At 74.1% G+C, this 13,320-nt stretch carries 17 protein-coding genes; 4 read left to right on the forward strand and 13 right to left on the reverse strand.

Annotated elements, in window-relative coordinates; all coding sequences use genetic code 11:
- From ACFOWE_RS24985 to ACFOWE_RS25020, 8 genes are all read right to left on the reverse strand, one after another.
- On the reverse strand, window positions 1-187 hold a 187-nt coding region (locus ACFOWE_RS24985), incomplete at its 3' end, for a hypothetical protein (RefSeq protein ID WP_377291879.1).
- Window positions 180-464: an HPr family phosphocarrier protein gene (locus ACFOWE_RS24990; RefSeq protein ID WP_377291881.1), complete on the reverse strand. Its 285-nt coding sequence runs from the start codon at window positions 462-464 to the stop codon at window positions 180-182. The genes ACFOWE_RS24985 and ACFOWE_RS24990, both read right to left, overlap by 8 nt.
- 42 nt (window positions 465-506) lie before the next feature.
- Window positions 507-1,616 (reverse strand): zinc-dependent dehydrogenase, encoded by a 1,110-nt coding sequence (locus tag ACFOWE_RS24995; RefSeq protein WP_377291883.1) that lies wholly within the window; start codon window positions 1,614-1,616, stop codon window positions 507-509.
- A complete protein-coding gene (locus ACFOWE_RS25000; protein WP_377291885.1) occupies window positions 1,613-2,065 on the reverse strand; it encodes a PTS sugar transporter subunit IIA in 453 nt (150 codons plus the stop codon). The genes ACFOWE_RS24995 and ACFOWE_RS25000 overlap by 4 nt, the downstream gene beginning before the upstream one ends.
- Window positions 2,058-2,366, reverse strand: a complete 309-nt coding sequence (locus tag ACFOWE_RS25005; RefSeq protein WP_377291887.1) for a PTS lactose transporter subunit IIB — start codon at window positions 2,364-2,366, stop codon at window positions 2,058-2,060. The genes ACFOWE_RS25000 and ACFOWE_RS25005 overlap by 8 nt, the downstream gene beginning before the upstream one ends.
- 3 nt (window positions 2,367-2,369) lie before the next feature.
- On the reverse strand, window positions 2,370-3,530 hold the full coding sequence (mtlA, locus tag ACFOWE_RS25010; RefSeq protein WP_377291889.1) for a mannitol-specific PTS transporter subunit IIC: 1,161 nt from the start codon (window positions 3,528-3,530) through the stop codon (window positions 2,370-2,372).
- Window positions 3,531-3,606: 76 nt separating this feature from the next.
- A complete protein-coding gene (gene pfkB / locus ACFOWE_RS25015; RefSeq protein ID WP_377291891.1) occupies window positions 3,607-4,548 on the reverse strand; it encodes a 1-phosphofructokinase in 942 nt (313 codons plus the stop codon).
- Window positions 4,545-5,306, reverse strand: a complete 762-nt coding sequence (locus ACFOWE_RS25020) for a DeoR/GlpR family DNA-binding transcription regulator (protein WP_377291893.1) — start codon at window positions 5,304-5,306, stop codon at window positions 4,545-4,547. Before ACFOWE_RS25020 ends, pfkB begins: the two co-directional genes overlap by 4 nt.
- 230 nt (window positions 5,307-5,536) lie before the next feature.
- Here ACFOWE_RS25020 and ACFOWE_RS25025 point away from each other — a divergent pair, with 230 nt between their 5' ends.
- A complete protein-coding gene (locus tag ACFOWE_RS25025) occupies window positions 5,537-6,421 on the forward strand; it encodes an NAD(P)/FAD-dependent oxidoreductase (RefSeq protein WP_377291895.1) in 885 nt (294 codons plus the stop codon).
- Between the two features lie 121 nt (window positions 6,422-6,542).
- On the opposite strand, the gene ACFOWE_RS25030 is transcribed toward ACFOWE_RS25025, so the two are convergent.
- On the reverse strand, window positions 6,543-6,725 hold the full coding sequence (locus tag ACFOWE_RS25030) for a hypothetical protein (RefSeq protein ID WP_377291897.1): 183 nt from the start codon (window positions 6,723-6,725) through the stop codon (window positions 6,543-6,545).
- Between the two features lie 425 nt (window positions 6,726-7,150).
- Between ACFOWE_RS25030 and ACFOWE_RS25035 the strand changes: the two genes are divergently transcribed.
- Window positions 7,151-7,387, forward strand: coding sequence for an HGxxPAAW family protein (locus ACFOWE_RS25035; RefSeq protein ID WP_377291899.1), 237 nt, complete (start codon window positions 7,151-7,153; stop codon window positions 7,385-7,387).
- A gap of 38 nt (window positions 7,388-7,425) precedes the next feature.
- Here the strand turns inward: ACFOWE_RS25035 and ACFOWE_RS25040 are convergent, their stop codons facing one another.
- Window positions 7,426-7,770 carry an STAS domain-containing protein gene (locus ACFOWE_RS25040; protein ID WP_377291901.1) on the reverse strand — a complete coding sequence of 115 codons (345 nt, stop codon included), beginning with the start codon at window positions 7,768-7,770 and terminating at the stop codon, window positions 7,426-7,428.
- Window positions 7,771-7,893: 123 nt separating this feature from the next.
- Window positions 7,894-9,033, reverse strand: coding sequence for a DUF6183 family protein (locus tag ACFOWE_RS25045; protein ID WP_377291903.1), 1,140 nt, complete (start codon window positions 9,031-9,033; stop codon window positions 7,894-7,896).
- 194 nt (window positions 9,034-9,227) lie between these two features.
- On the opposite strand from ACFOWE_RS25045, the gene ACFOWE_RS25050 reads away from it, so the two are divergent.
- A complete protein-coding gene (locus ACFOWE_RS25050; RefSeq protein WP_377291905.1) occupies window positions 9,228-10,961 on the forward strand; it encodes a hypothetical protein in 1,734 nt (577 codons plus the stop codon).
- 120 nt (window positions 10,962-11,081) lie between these two features.
- Here the strand turns inward: ACFOWE_RS25050 and ACFOWE_RS25055 are convergent, their stop codons facing one another.
- Complete coding sequence (locus tag ACFOWE_RS25055) at window positions 11,082-11,492, reverse strand: organic hydroperoxide resistance protein (RefSeq protein ID WP_377291906.1); 411 nt, start codon at window positions 11,490-11,492, stop codon at window positions 11,082-11,084.
- A gap of 84 nt (window positions 11,493-11,576) precedes the next feature.
- Between ACFOWE_RS25055 and ACFOWE_RS25060 the strand changes: the two genes are divergently transcribed.
- Entirely contained in the window at window positions 11,577-12,044 is a 468-nt protein-coding gene (locus ACFOWE_RS25060; RefSeq protein WP_377291951.1) for a MarR family winged helix-turn-helix transcriptional regulator, read from the forward strand.
- Between the two features lie 109 nt (window positions 12,045-12,153).
- On the opposite strand, the gene ACFOWE_RS25065 is transcribed toward ACFOWE_RS25060, so the two are convergent.
- Window positions 12,154-13,314 (reverse strand): cation:proton antiporter, encoded by a 1,161-nt coding sequence (locus ACFOWE_RS25065; protein WP_377291908.1) that lies wholly within the window; start codon window positions 13,312-13,314, stop codon window positions 12,154-12,156.
- Window positions 13,315-13,320 lie beyond the last annotated feature (6 nt).

Here is a 13,320-nt window from a genome sequence, read left to right on the forward strand (position 1 = left end):
GCGCGCGCAGCGCCTCGCCGCGTTCCCGGCCGGGGTCGGTCCGCCCGGCCGGGGCGGGGAGCGGAGGCGGGCCCGCCATCCGGAACGCCCGCCCCGCGGCCAGCCCGGGCCCGACCCCCAGCCCGCGCAGCGTCCCGGGCGCCGCCTCCGGTGCCGCCGTGGCTTCGGGCACCACCGGTTCAGGCATCCGAGGGCTCCTCGGCGTCGAGGTCGCGGGACAGGAGCCCGGCCAGGACGTCGAGCGCGGCGTCCGCGCCCGGCCCCTCCGCCTCCAGGACGACCTCGGCGCCGTGTCCCGCCCCGAGCGCGAGTACGGCGAGCATGCTGGTGGCGGGTACGGCCCTGCCGTCGCCGACGCGGATCCGCACCGGCACGCCCTGGGCCTGCGCGGCCTGCACGAAGAGCTTCGCGGGCCGGGCGTGCAGACCGGTGCGCGAGGCGATGGCGACTGTCCTCTCCGGCATTTCCGGACTTCCTCTCTGGTGGGGCGGGGGCGGGGTGGCGGCTCAGGGTTCGACCGTGACCTTGATGGCCTCGCCGCGGCTGACGATGCCGATCCCGTCGAGGACCTCCGGGAGCGGGAGCCGGTGGGTGATCAGGTCGGAGACCGGGACCCGCCCGTCGGCGATCAGCCCCAGGGCCTGGGCGTTGTGCGCCGGACTGGAGCCGTTGGCGCCGACGATGGTCAGCTCCCGGTAGTGCACGAGGTTGGAGTCGCACCGGATGACCGGGTCGTCCTTGGGCAGGCCGCCGAAGAAGCTGATCCGCCCCTGCCGGGCCGCCATGCGCAGCGCCTGCTCCTGGGCCGCCCCGGAGGCCGCGGCGGTGATGACGACGTCGGCGCCCCGGCCCTCGGTCAGTTTGAGCACCTGCTCCACAGCGTCCCCGACGGACCCGACGGACCCGACGGACCCGACGGACCCGGCGTCCCCGATGGCCCCGGCGGCCCCGATGGCCCCGGCGGCCCCGCCGCCGTGCACGGCGGCGTCCGGCCGGACCAACTCCGCCGCCGCCTCCAGCCGTGCGGCGTTGACGTCGACGAGGAACACCCGCGCGGCCCCGCGCGAGCGTGCCAGCCGTACGTGGAGGCAGCCGATGGGGCCCGAGCCCATGACGACCACGTCGTCGCCCTCCCCGACCCGGGCCAGCTCCTGGCCGTTGAGCACGCAGGCGAGCGGCTCGGCCACCGACGCCTCGGCGAAGCCGACCCCGTCGGGGATGCGGTTGACGCCGCCGACGGCGAGCACCTTCGCGGGCACCACCATGTACTCGGCGAAGCCGCCGTCGTAGTGGTAGCCCATCGACTCCTGGTCCGGGCAGACCGTCATCCGGCCCCGCCGGCACTCGCCGCACCGGCCGCAGGGGATCGCGGCGATCACCTGCACCCGGTCGCCGGTCGCCCAGCCGCCGGTGCCGGTGACCACCTCGCCGGCGATCTCGTGACCCATGACCCTCGGCGGCCGGATGTGGTGGTGGCCGTGTTTGAAGATCTTGGCATCGGTGCCGCAGGTGGAGCAGTTGCGCACCCGGAGCAGGAGCTCGCCGGGCCCGGCGGAGGGCTCGTCGGCGTCCTCGATCCTGAGGTCACCGGGGGCGTGGAAACGGGCGACCTTCACTCTTCCTCCTCGATCGGTTCCAGCAGGCGCAGCACCTCGCCGACCTCGCCGGCCTCGCGCAGCGCGCGGGCGCGGTCCGGGTCCATCAGGATGCGGGCGAGCGCGGACAGCAGGCGCAGGTGGCCGTCGCCGCGGGCGGCGATGCCGACGCAGACCGTCACGCGCTCGCCGCCCCAGTCGACGCCGCCGGGGAAGCGCAGCAGGCACAGGGCGTCGTGCCGGACGGCGTCCTTGGCCTCCAGCGTGCCGTGCGGGATGGCGACGCCCTCGCCCATGTAGGTCGAGACCGTGCGCTCGCGCTCCAGCATGGCGTCGAGGTAGGGGGCCTCGACCGCGCCGATCTCCAGCAGCACCCGGCCGCACTGCAGGATCGCGTCGTCACGGCCGGTGGCCGCGGCGTCCAGCCGTACGGCGCGCGGGTCGAGGGGGAGGGGCGCGGCCTCAGGCATCGACGGTCCCGCCCTTCCTGATGGTCTCGATGAGCCGCGTCACGGCCGGGTCGCCGATGAACACCTGGAAGGGCACCAGCACCGTGCCGGGGGCCGAGGCGCGGGCGCGGTCGGCCAGGCCCGCGTGGCAGAGCACCACGTCGGCGTCACCGGGGATGGAGTTGACCGGCGTGTGCACCACCTCGATCCGGAGGTCCTTCAGCTGGCGGCGGACCTGGGTGGCGAGCATGACGCTGCTGCCCATGCCCGCGTCGCAGGCTACGACGATCTTGCGGATGTCCTTGCTGTCGATGCCGGCCATGGGTCATGCCTCCTCGGCGGTGGACGGGGTGTGGGGCGAGGTGCTGGAGACGGTGGGCGGGGCGGCGGATGAGGCGGCGGGTGCGGTGCCGCCGTCGCCGGGGGCGGGGTCCTCGCCCCGGTCCCGGCCGAAGCCCAGCAGCACCGCCGCGACGGCGAAGGAGACGGCCGTGGCGACGAGGATCCCGGCGGCGGAGGCGAACCAGCCGCCCCGGGGGGTCACCGCGAAGTAGGCGAAGACGCTGCCCGGCGAGGGCGGGGCCACCAGGCCGGCGCCGGTGAGGATGAAGGTGAAGATCCCGGCGGCGCCGCCGGCGATGACCGCGAGGATCAGCCGTGGCTTCATCAGCACGTACGGGAAGTAGATCTCGTGGATGCCGCCGAGGAAGTGGATGATCGCCGCGGCCGGGGTGCTGGGGCGCAGCGCCCGGGGGCCGAAGAACATGAAGGCCAGCAGCAGGCCGAGCCCGGGACCGGGGTTGGTCTCGAGCATGAACAGGATGGACCTGCCCTGCTCGGCGGCCTCGGCCACGCCCAGCGGGCTGAGCACGCCGTGGTTGATGGCGTTGTTGAGGAACAGCACCTTGGCGGGCTCGATCAGGACCGAGGCCAGCGGGAGCAGGTTGTCGCCCACCAGCCAGCCCACCGCCTCGCCCGCGGCCCTGGTCACCGTCTCGACGACCGGGCCGATGCCGACCACGCCCAGCAGCGCCATGGCGCCGCCGACGATGCCGGCGGTGAAGTTGTCCACCAGCATCTCGAAGCCGGCCCGGGTCCGCTGCTCGGTGAAGCCGTCCACCAGCTTGATCAGGTAGGCGGCGAGCGGGCCGATGATCATCGCGCCGAGGAACATCGGGACCTCGGCGCCGACGACCACGCCCATCGTGGCGACCGCGCCCACCACGGCGCCGCGCTGGCCGTGGACCATCCGGCCGCCGGTGTAGCCGATCAGGACGGGGAGCAGGACCTTGACCATCGGGTCGACGAGGGCGGCGAGGCTCTCGTCGGGCAGCCAGCCGGTGGGGATGAACAGCGCGGTGATCAGACCCCAGGCGATGAAGGCGCCGATGTTCGGCATGATCATCCCGGCGAGGTGCCCGCCGAAGCGCTGGATCGTCGCTCTCACCCCGGTCCCCTGGACGGCCGGTGTGTAGTCGGTGCTCATCTGATGGTGCTCCTTCCGGGGCGACCGGCGCCCTGTGTGTGGGGGCGCCGGTCAGGGGGGTGGTGGTGCGCCGCCGTCAGCCCCCGGACCGCAGCGGCAGGGCCGGATCGGCCACGTGGGTGCGGACGTGCTCACGGCGGATGTCGGCAGGGCCGGGCATCCGGCTGCCGGGCAGCCCCACCGCGGCGGTCGCCCAGGCCAGCGCCTCGGCCAGGGCGGCCCGGCCCCGGGCTCCGGCGGCGAGGAAACCGGCCAGCAGGGCGTCTCCCGCCCCCACGCTGCTGCGCGGCTCGGCGACCGGGCCCTCGCCGTACCAGACCTGCCCGTCCTGGAGGAGGACGGCGCCGTCGGAGCCGAGACTGGCCAGGACCGTGCCGGCGCCGCGGGCGCGCAGCGCCGAGGCGGCCTCGATCGCGTCACCGAGCGTCGTGATCGCCCGGCCGGCCGCCTCGGCGAGCTCCTCACGGTTGGGCTTGACCAGCTCGGGCCCGGCGGCCAGCGCCTCGACCAGCGCGGGCCCGCTGGTGTCGAGCGCGACGCGGAGGCCCGCCCGCGTGAAGCGGCGGCAGAGGCGGGCGTAGACGTCGGAGGGGACCTCGGGGGGCAGGCTGCCGGAGGCGACGACCCAGTCCGCCGCGCCCGCCGCGCCGAGCACCGCCCCGGCGAGGGCGTCCAGCTCGGCGGGGGACAGGGCGGTGCCCGGCTCGTTGATCTTCGTGACCGTGCCGTCGGGCTCGGCCAGCGCGAGGTTGGATCGGGTCGGCCCGGAGACCGGGACGGTGACCATGTCGATGCCCTCGGCCGACAGCAGGGAGACCAGCCGCCGGCCCTCGTCGCCGCCGTAGGGGACGACGGCGCGGGAGGGCACGGCGTTGGCCAGCAGCGCGCGGGAGACGTTCACGCCCTTGCCGCCCGGGTCGAGGCGGGCCGCCGCGGAGCGGATGACCGCGCCGCGGGCGAGCGACCCGATCTCGACCGTCCGGTCCAGGCTGGGGTTGAGGGTGAGGGTGAGGATCATGCCCGGACCACCTCGGGGCCGGCCGCCGCGATCTCGGCGGCCGCGGCGGCGTCCAGGCCGGTGTCGCTGATCACGACGTCGATCTCGGAGAGCGTCGCGAAGCGGGCCAGATAGGTGTTGGTGAACTTGGTGTGGTCGGCGAGCAGCACGCTGCGCTGCGCCGCGCCGATCATCGCCCGCTTGATCGCCGCCTCGGCCGGGTCGGGGGTGGTGAGGCCCCTGGCCGCCGAGCAGCCGTTGGTCGCCATGAAGGCCACGTCCACGTGCAGGTCGGCCAGGGGGCGCAGTGCCCAGTCGTCGACGGTGGCCAGCGTCCGCCCGCGCACCCGCCCACCGAGCATGATGACGTTCAGGGCCGGCCGGACGGCCAGGGCGGTGGCCAGCGGAGGGGAGTTGACGATGACCGTGAGCTCCCTGTCGGGAGGGAGGACCTGGACCAGCCGGGCGGTGGTGGTCCCGGCGTCGATGACGACCGCGCCGTCCTCCGGGAGCTCGGCGAGGGCGGCCTTGGCGATGCGCTCCTTCTCTGCGGTCATCACCTCGTCCCTGGTGGCCAGCGCGGGCTCGAAGCCGAGCCGCTCCACGGGGATCGCGCCGCCGTGCACGCGCCGCAGCACGCCCGCACGCTCCAGCGCGGTCAGGTCGCGGCGGATCGTCTCGGTGGTGACGGCGAAGTCCTCGGCCAGCGTCACCACGTCCACCCGCCCGGCCTCCCGGGCGCGCCGCAGGATCTCCTGCTGCCGCTCCTCGGCGTACATGCTGTTGATTCACCGCCGTTTCAATGTTGTTTCACCTGTATTTACACCCGTATGTGTGGGATCGCAAGACGTAGAGGAGGGAATCTCCGCTTCTCACCGTGCTCCCCCGTGACCTTCCCGAGGCCGTTCTCCGCCGGGCCCGCCCGGCCGCGCACGAGGAGCGAGACGAGGGGTGGCACGAGGGGTGACGTGAGGGTGAGGAAGCACGGTCCGGGGGCAGGAAGAACGGCATGCAGCACTATGACGTCGCGATCGTCGGAGGCGGACCCGCAGGGCTGACCGCGGCCATGACGCTCAGCCGGTCCGTGCGGCGGGTGGCGGTGCTGGAGTCACCGGCGGATCCGCGCAACGCGTGCTCCCACGGCGTGCACGGCATCGTCGGCCTGGACGGCGTGAGCCCCGCCGAGTACCGCGGCAGGGCCTGGGACGACCTCGCCCGGTACGGCATGGCCGAGCTGCGCGAGACGGACGTCGCCGATCTGGTCCCCGCCCCGGACGGCGGGTTCGAGGTGGTGACCGAGGACGGCGGCCCGCTCTGGGCCCGGCGGGTGCTGCTCGCCACCGGGATGACCGACGTCATCCCCGAGCTGGACGGCTTCGAGGAGTGCTGGGGCCGCACGATCATCCACTGCCCGTTCTGCTCCGGCTGGGAGAACCGTGAGCGGACCTGGGGAGTGGTCACCGCCGAGGAGGAGTTCGCCCGCAGGGCCCCCGGCGCCTTCTCGGCCTGGAGCGACGACGTGGTCGTCTTCACCGACGGGGCCGCGCTCGGCGAGGACCTCGGCGTGGAGGTGGTGACGGGAAGGATCCGGGCCCTGTGCCACACCGGCGGCGACCTGCATGCGGTCGAGCTGGAGGACGGCGCGGTCGTGGAGCGCCGGACCCTGCTCTGGCAGCTCGACCAGCGGCCCGTCCCGCTCGTCGCGCACCTCGCGCGGGAGCGGGGGCTCACCCTGCGCGAGGACTGCTACGTCAAGACCGACGGCTCCTGCCGGACCAGCGTGCCCGGCCTCTACGCGGCCGGGGACATCATCACCGAGACGCAGGGGGCGGTCGAGTCGGCCGCCGCCGGATCCGCCGCCGCCTTCCAGATCATCGAGGACGAGACCTCCTGAGGCGCCGGCCCCGGGTCTCTCTCCCGGATCCCCCGTCCTCCCGGGGGTCCCGCCCCCGGCGGAGCGGCCCGCCGGACGGAGCCCTGCGGCCCGCCGCCCGGTTAGCGGTCCCGGGCCGGGTTCAGTGGAGGCCGACGGCCATCAGGAGGAGCAGGCCCGCGATGTGGCCGACGACCACGAACACCATGAGGAAGACGAAGACGAACTTCGCCGGGCCGTGCTCGAAGTACTTGCCCTCTTTGAGAGGCTCGCGGCCGGCCTCCCGCTCGGCGATCCGCTCCTCGATGGGCTTGCGGTGAAACATGGAGCTCCTCTGGCCCGCGGAACGCCCGGGAAGGGTGGCGGCCTCTGTCCCAAATATCATTTTGTGTCATTATATGAGGCATGTTGGTCGGTGGATCGGCCGGTGTCGCCACGGGGTTCCCGCCACCGGGCCGGGATCGGCGGATCGGCGGATAGCCCCAGCGTGATCCGGGTACGCTCTCTCCGCCGTCCGTACGACCCGCCGAGCCCTCAGACGGCGCGGCGGCCGGGGGCGGACGTGCCCCGGCCGTGACCCGCCCGCCAGGACGGGACCTGCGGAGCGGGGCGGGGAGGGCACCGCCTACGATCGTGAGGCGTCCGGGCGGGAACCTGCCGGACCGCAGAACCTCAGCACGCCGAAGCACGTGATCGCCGCCGCGGACGACGCGCGGCGGCGACCCATATCGAGAGGAACGGGAAGACGTCATGGCCGGAAGTCACGGAGGAAGCCTCAAGTCTTGGCTCGCGGTGATCGTCATCCTGGCGGGATTCACGCTCGGCGGCGTGGCGCTCTGCCTCGGCCCCAACTGGCCGCTGGTCTGGGCCGGGGCCGGTCTCATCGCGGCCGGCGGTGTGCTCGCCCTGCTGGTGGACATCTTCTCCGACGTGATCGTGGACGCGCCGCGCGTGCTCTCGGCGGAGAAGGTCGACCGCAAGAGCTGAGCCGTACGCCCGGGCCGTGCGGCCCGGGCGGGATCCGCCTACGCCCCGCCGAGGGCCTCCTCCACGGTGGGGGAGGTCTCGAAGGCGGGGCGCAGGCCGGTCAGGGCCAGGATCCGCTCCAGGACGCCGTGCACGCCGGCGAGGACCAGCCGCGTGCCCAGGTCGCGGCTGCGCTGCAGGGCCAGGATCAGCTCGGCGATCCCCGCGGAGTCGCAGAAGTTGAGACCGGAGACGTCGACGACCAGCGTGGCGGGCGGCCCCGTCTCCCACAGCCGGGCCAGCTCGCCGCGGAGGACCGGGGCGTGGGCGTAGTCGAGCTCCCCGCCGACCCGGACGACCAGAGCCGTGCCGCGCCGGTGGGTCGAGATGGTGAAGACGGACATGTTCCTGACTCCTCCACCCGCGGGTCACAGGGCGGGCTGCCTCTGTCCTACCAGGTCCCCGGTTCCGGCGGTGAGGCGGGGACGGAGCCGACGGGCCGAACCGCCCCGGGCCGTTCCGGCCCGTCAGTCCGTGTCCGTCGCGGCCAGCACCGCCAGATGCCGGCCGTCCGGAGCGAGGGCGGCCAGGCCGATGTCCCAGGCGACCTGGTAGAACCACGGGGTGGCCGCCTCGAAGCCGAACCAGGCGCACGCCCGCACCCGCCGCTCCACCTCCGCGGCGGACGCCCCCTCCGGCGACCCCGACAGCCCGGCCAGTGATCGCCACGCGGCCAACCGGCCGTACGCTCCGTGACACCCGGAGTTGTAGGCCCCTCCCGTCGACGCCGCCGCGAACAGCGCCCGCCACGCCTCGGACGGCGGGCAGGACCAGACGGAGAACCCGCTCCGCCGCCCTGAACCGTCCAGGCACTCAAGGCCCAGCGCCATGAGCGCGGCGGGGACGGCACCGGTCTCCAGTGACTCCGCGAGCTCGAAGGTCCTGGCCTCGAAGCGCCCGTTGGACTCCTCGGCCCAGTTCACCACGGCGGCGGAGACGACCCCCGCGACCGGCTCCGTCGTCGTCTCGGCGAACGGCGGCACGGGGACGGCGGAGCCCGGCCCCGCTCCCCGCCCCGGAGACGGCCCGTACGGTATGGAGTAGCTGCTTCCACCGGCGCCGTAGCCGGGGAGGTCGGGGTCCTCCTCCACCGCGGACACCGACAGCGGCAACCAGCCCAGCGGGTGACGGCTCCAGTGCGGTGAGGTGGCCCATCCGGAGACCCCCGGCGCCCGCGTGACGTCCACGCCTCTGAGCACCAGCTCGTGGACGAGGCAGGCCCGCAGTTCCTCCCCGGCTCCCGCGACCGAACTGCGGCCGGCGAACACCACGGCCAGGTCTTCCGGCGTCTGGCCGGAGGCGAGGATCGAGGCCGCGTAGCGGGCCGGTTTCCGGTGAGGCGATCCGGCGCCGGACACCAGCCGGAGAGCCTGCTCGACGTTCCCCCGGCCGGGTGTGGTGGCCAGCAGCCGCAGGAGGTGGTCGAAGACGACCCTGTACTGCCATATGCCGGTGCCGGAGGCGTACCTCCCGCTCAGGGCGATCCCCAGGTCGGCCAGGAAGGCGGCGTCGCCCTCCGCGAGGCGGCGCCCGGCCGTCTCGCACACGCCGCCCACGTCCTCCAGCAGGGGGAGCGTCTCCACGATCTCCTGTATCCGGTCGGTCACCCTGCTGATCCTATGTGCGGGATCATGCCTTTTGCGTGGCGGCGGATCCTCCGTTTCCGCCGCCCGGACCGCACGGACCGGCCGGGCGGTCTCCGGTCACCGCACGAATCCGCGAAATCGCATGTCGGTGATCGACGTTAGGATCGCATCTCGTGCTTTCGGACGCTTTCTGGCGGATCATCAGGATCGGATCAGTGAGTCTGGTCCTTGCGGGGACGGTCGCGGGCCTGGTGCTCGGCGACGCCTGGCTCTGGGTGGCCGTCGAATGGTCGCCGCCGGCCTATGCGGGGTTCTACGCGAGCGGCGGGTTCGACACCCCGACGACCGTGGCGCTGCTCGTGGCCGCCCCGGTGAAGGCCGCGCTCCTGTGGCTGATCCTGCGCGCCCCCGCGCCGGGACCGCTGGACCGCCGGGCGAGGGCGCTGCGCCGGCTGCTGTATCTGGCGGTGGCCCACGCCCTCGTGCTGTGGTACCCGATCGCGCTGCTCCCCGACGTGGTCGGCGCGGTGTTCCAGCTCGCGCTGTGGAGCGCGATCGACGTCCTCTACCTGCTCGTCATCCGCTGGCGGTCCCGCATGCTGCGCGCGGCGGCCGGAGTGGCGTTCGCGGTCGAGCTGGCCGGGACGGCCGACGAAGTGCTCGACGAACTCGACCTTCCGGAGCTCGGATCGAGCGAGGTCGCGGCGGCGGTCCTGATGCTGGGCGGAGCGGCGGCGATCATCATCACGCTCGTCGGGCAGCGGCGCGACGGCCGGTGGAGCCGCGGCACCCAGGCCGCCGGATGGCTGTCGGTGGGCGTCTACGCGCTGGTGATCCCGTTCGGCGTCTTCTTCGAAGGAATCCCCGGCGGCGGTCCGGTGCTGCCGGTCGTGATGGGCGTGATGGCGCTCGTCGGCACCGTGTGGCTCGCGGCGACCGCCCGTGAACTGCCCGTCGAGGATCGCCCGGCGGACCCTCCGCCCGCGCGGCGGCGCGTGACCCGTGTCGCGGTGGCGGCCGTGGCCATGCTGCCGGTCATCGCGCTGATCCACCCGGAGCAGACCCCGCACCTCACCCACACCGGCTGGTCGCCGGCCTGCTACGACCGGCCGGGCTTCGGCGACCTGAAACCCGCCGAACGCGACGCCGCGTTCCTGTGCCGGGCGCGGAGCACGGACGGCGGAGTCCCGCCGATGTTCCCGGACGGCCTGTCGGACCAGGAGGTCCTCGCGTACGGGCGGGTGCTGTGCCGTGCGAAGGACCACGACGAGCAGGAGGCGGTCCTGACGCGGGCCGGGAGCGCGCGGGCCGCCTGGGGCGCGGACCCGTGGGACCTCGTCTACGTCTGCCCGGAGATCGTCGGGGCGGCCCATCCCGAGCTGCTGCGGTCGGCCGCGGAGACGGAGGCGGCGAACGACGCCCACATCGCCGAGATGAACGCCGAGTGCCGCGACCCGTGGCCCCGGACGAAGGGGGTCGTCCAGGCCACGGCCAGATACTTCCTGTTCGCCGACGGTGACCACGGCTATCTGGTCCACGACCCCGGGGACGAGTCGGCCGAGGGGGAGATGGATCAGGCGATCGACGAGCTCTACGACGACGGCGACGCCCTCGTCGGGGCGGTCGGCAGCACGGTGCTCGTCGGGCACGTCGAGGACGTCACCGACCTGTGCCTCACCGTGAAGGCATTCCGCACCGCGCCGCCGCGGCGGCTGGCCGGGTGGGACCAGGTCACCGAGGTGCCGGTCGTCAGCCGCAGCGGCCGGCTCACCGTGCCGGAGCTGGACGGGGGAGACGCGGGCGCGGGGGCTCCGATGCCGAACCTGGCGATCGCGGGGAAGGGCCGTTACCGGCTCCGTGTCCACGTGCGGGTCGGCGACGCGGGGGAGGAGCACCTGGTCGTCGTGTTCCCGGGCGCGTCGCGGAAGAGGCTCGAGCTGAAGTCGTGAGCGGCGGCGGGGCGCACCCGCCCGGGGACCGGCGGGTCGTCGCGGACCGGCCGCTCCGGTCCCACGTGGGCGCGCCGCCGCAGGGCGCGCCGCCGCGGGGCGCGCCCGCGCCGCGGAGGGCTACTCGATCACCAGCTCCACGGGGATGTTGCCACGGGTGGCGTCGGAGTACGGGCAGACCTGGTGCGTGGCCTCGACCAGCTCCGTGCCGGCCGGGCCGTGGAGCTCGTCCGGGAGCTCCACGCGGAGCGTGACGGCCAGGCCGAAGCCCTCGCCCTTCGGTGCGAGGCTCACCTCGGCGGTCACCGAGGCGTCGGCGATGTCGACGTTCCGGCGGCGGGCGACCAGGCCCAGCGCGCTGGCGAAACAGGCGGCGTAGCCGGCCGCGAACAGCTGCTCGGGGTTCGTGCCCTCGCCGGACCCGCCGAGCTCCTTCGGCGGAGCCAGCCGCACGTCCAGCAGCCGGTCCGAGGAGGTGGCGCGTCCGTCGCGGCCGGAGGCGGTGGCGACGGCGGTGTAGAGCACGCTCATGGGGGTCTCCATTTCGATTGGAAGCAATTTGATTGTGCACAACTCAATTGGCCGAAGTCAAGCGGGTATGCTTCCCGGGTGACGTTGCTGTTGGAGAACCAGGTCTGCTTCGAGGTGCACGCCGCGGCCCGCGCGCTGGACGGCCTCTACCGGCGGTTGCTGCGCGACCTCGGCCTCACCTACCCGCAGTACCTGGCGATGATGGTGCTCTGGGAGCGCGAGCCGGTCACGGTCAAGGAGCTCGGCGCGGCCCTGCGGCTCGACTCGGGCACGCTCTCGCCGCTGCTCAAGAGGCTGGAGGCGCAGGGGCTGGTCCGGCGGGAGCGCAGCGCCTCCGACGAGCGCTCGGTGCTCGTACGGCTCACGCCCGGCGGCGCCGGGCTCAGAGCCCGCGCCGAGGAGATCCCGGCGCGGGTGGCCGCGGCGACCGGGCTGGGCCTGGAGGAGCTGGTGGGGCTGCGGGACACCCTGCGCCGCCTGACCGCCTCGCTCGACGGGGCCGTGCGCACGGCCGCCGCCGAGGACGGCGACCGGGCCGGGACCGCACGCTGAGGGGCCCGCGGGACGCCCGCCGCCCCGGGAGCCGGGGACGGCCGGGACCTCCCCGGTACGGCGGTGCGTCGGGCGCCCGCCGTACCGGGAAGTCAGGGGGCGGGCGGCGTCAGGGGCGGGCCGCGATGCGGGCGATGAGCGGCTGCACCAGGCGTGCGGCCAGCGGGCCGAACGCCGCCAGGATCAGCACGTAGGTGGCGGCCAGCGGCCCCAGATCGGGGTGGGCGCCGGCGGAGACCGCCAGACCGGCGATGACGATGTTGAACTCACCGCGCGGGATGAGCGAGATGCCGGCGCGCACCCGGCCGGCCCGGGCGATGCCGGCGCGGCGGGCGGCGTAGACGCCGGTGAGCAGCTTGGTGACCATGCTGACCAGGGCGAGTCCCGCGGCGAGCAGGGCGACCGGGGGGATCTTCGTCGGGTCGGTCTGCAGGCCGAAGAAGACGAAGAAGACCGCGGCGAACAGGTCGCGGAGCGGGGCCAGCAGCTGCTGGGCGTCCTCGGCCAGCTCGCCCGAGAGGGCGATGCCGACCAGGAACGCGCCCACCGCGGCCGAGACCTGCAGCTGCTGGGCGGCGCCGGCCACCAGCAGCGCGAGCCCGACGACCTTCAGCAGCAGCACCTCGGAGTTCGGGCTGGCCACGAACGCCTCGATGAACCGCCCGTAGCGGAGCGCGACCACCAGGACCACGCTGACCGTGGCCAGCGCGATGCCGACGGTGATCGCCCCGTTCACCAGGCTCAGGCCCGCGAGCAGGGCCGTCAGGACCGGCAGGTAGACCGCCATGGTCAGGTCCTCGAAGACGAGCAGCGAGAGCACCACCGGGGTCTCGCGGTTACCGATCCACCCCAGGTCGGTCAGGACCTTGGCGGTGATGCCGGAGGAGGTGGCGTAGGTGACGCCTGCCATGGCCACGGCGGCGACCGGGCCCCAGCCGAGCAGCAGGGCGCAGATCGCGCCGGGCGCGGCGTTGAGCACCAGGTCCACCAGGCCGGCCCGGGCGTTGCCCTTGAGGCTGGTCACGAGCTCGTCGGCGTTGTACTCCAGGCCGAGGGTGAGCAGCAGCAGGATGACGCCGATCTCGGCGCCGGTGGCGATGAACTCCTCGCTGGTGGCCAGGGGGACGATGCCACCGGTGCCGAAGGCCAGGCCGGCGATCAGGTAGAGGGGGATGGGGGAGATGCCGACGCGCAGCGCCAGCGCTCCCAGGACGCCGAGCCCGAGCAGGACGGCACCGAGCTCCAGGAACAGGATTGCGACGTGGTGCACTCGCGG

The organism is Planomonospora corallina, from assembly GCF_042650625.1.
In the GTDB taxonomy this organism is placed as follows: Bacteria; Actinomycetota; Actinomycetes; order Streptosporangiales; family Streptosporangiaceae; genus Planomonospora_B; species Planomonospora_B corallina.

Bases quoted from the DNA above. Each gene is read 5' to 3' on its own strand.
- ACFOWE_RS24990 (WP_377291881.1), bottom strand. From the start codon at position 464: ATGCCGGAGAGGACAGTCGCCATCGCCTCGCGCACCGGTCTGCACGCC.
- ACFOWE_RS25000 (WP_377291885.1), bottom strand. From the start codon at position 2,065: ATGCCTGAGGCCGCGCCCCTCCCCCTCGACCCGCGCGCCGTACGGCTG.
- ACFOWE_RS25005 (WP_377291887.1), bottom strand. From the start codon at position 2,366: ATGGCCGGCATCGACAGCAAGGACATCCGCAAGATCGTCGTAGCCTGC.
- mtlA (WP_377291889.1), bottom strand. From the start codon at position 3,530: ATGAGCACCGACTACACACCGGCCGTCCAGGGGACCGGGGTGAGAGCG.
- pfkB (WP_377291891.1), bottom strand. From the start codon at position 4,548: ATGATCCTCACCCTCACCCTCAACCCCAGCCTGGACCGGACGGTCGAG.
- ACFOWE_RS25020 (WP_377291893.1), bottom strand. From the start codon at position 5,306: ATGTACGCCGAGGAGCGGCAGCAGGAGATCCTGCGGCGCGCCCGGGAG.
- ACFOWE_RS25025 (WP_377291895.1), top strand. From the start codon at position 5,537: ATGCAGCACTATGACGTCGCGATCGTCGGAGGCGGACCCGCAGGGCTG.
- ACFOWE_RS25030 (WP_377291897.1), bottom strand. From the start codon at position 6,725: ATGTTTCACCGCAAGCCCATCGAGGAGCGGATCGCCGAGCGGGAGGCC.
- ACFOWE_RS25035 (WP_377291899.1), top strand. From the start codon at position 7,151: ATGGCCGGAAGTCACGGAGGAAGCCTCAAGTCTTGGCTCGCGGTGATC.
- ACFOWE_RS25040 (WP_377291901.1), bottom strand. From the start codon at position 7,770: ATGTCCGTCTTCACCATCTCGACCCACCGGCGCGGCACGGCTCTGGTC.
- ACFOWE_RS25055 (WP_377291906.1), bottom strand. From the start codon at position 11,492: ATGAGCGTGCTCTACACCGCCGTCGCCACCGCCTCCGGCCGCGACGGA.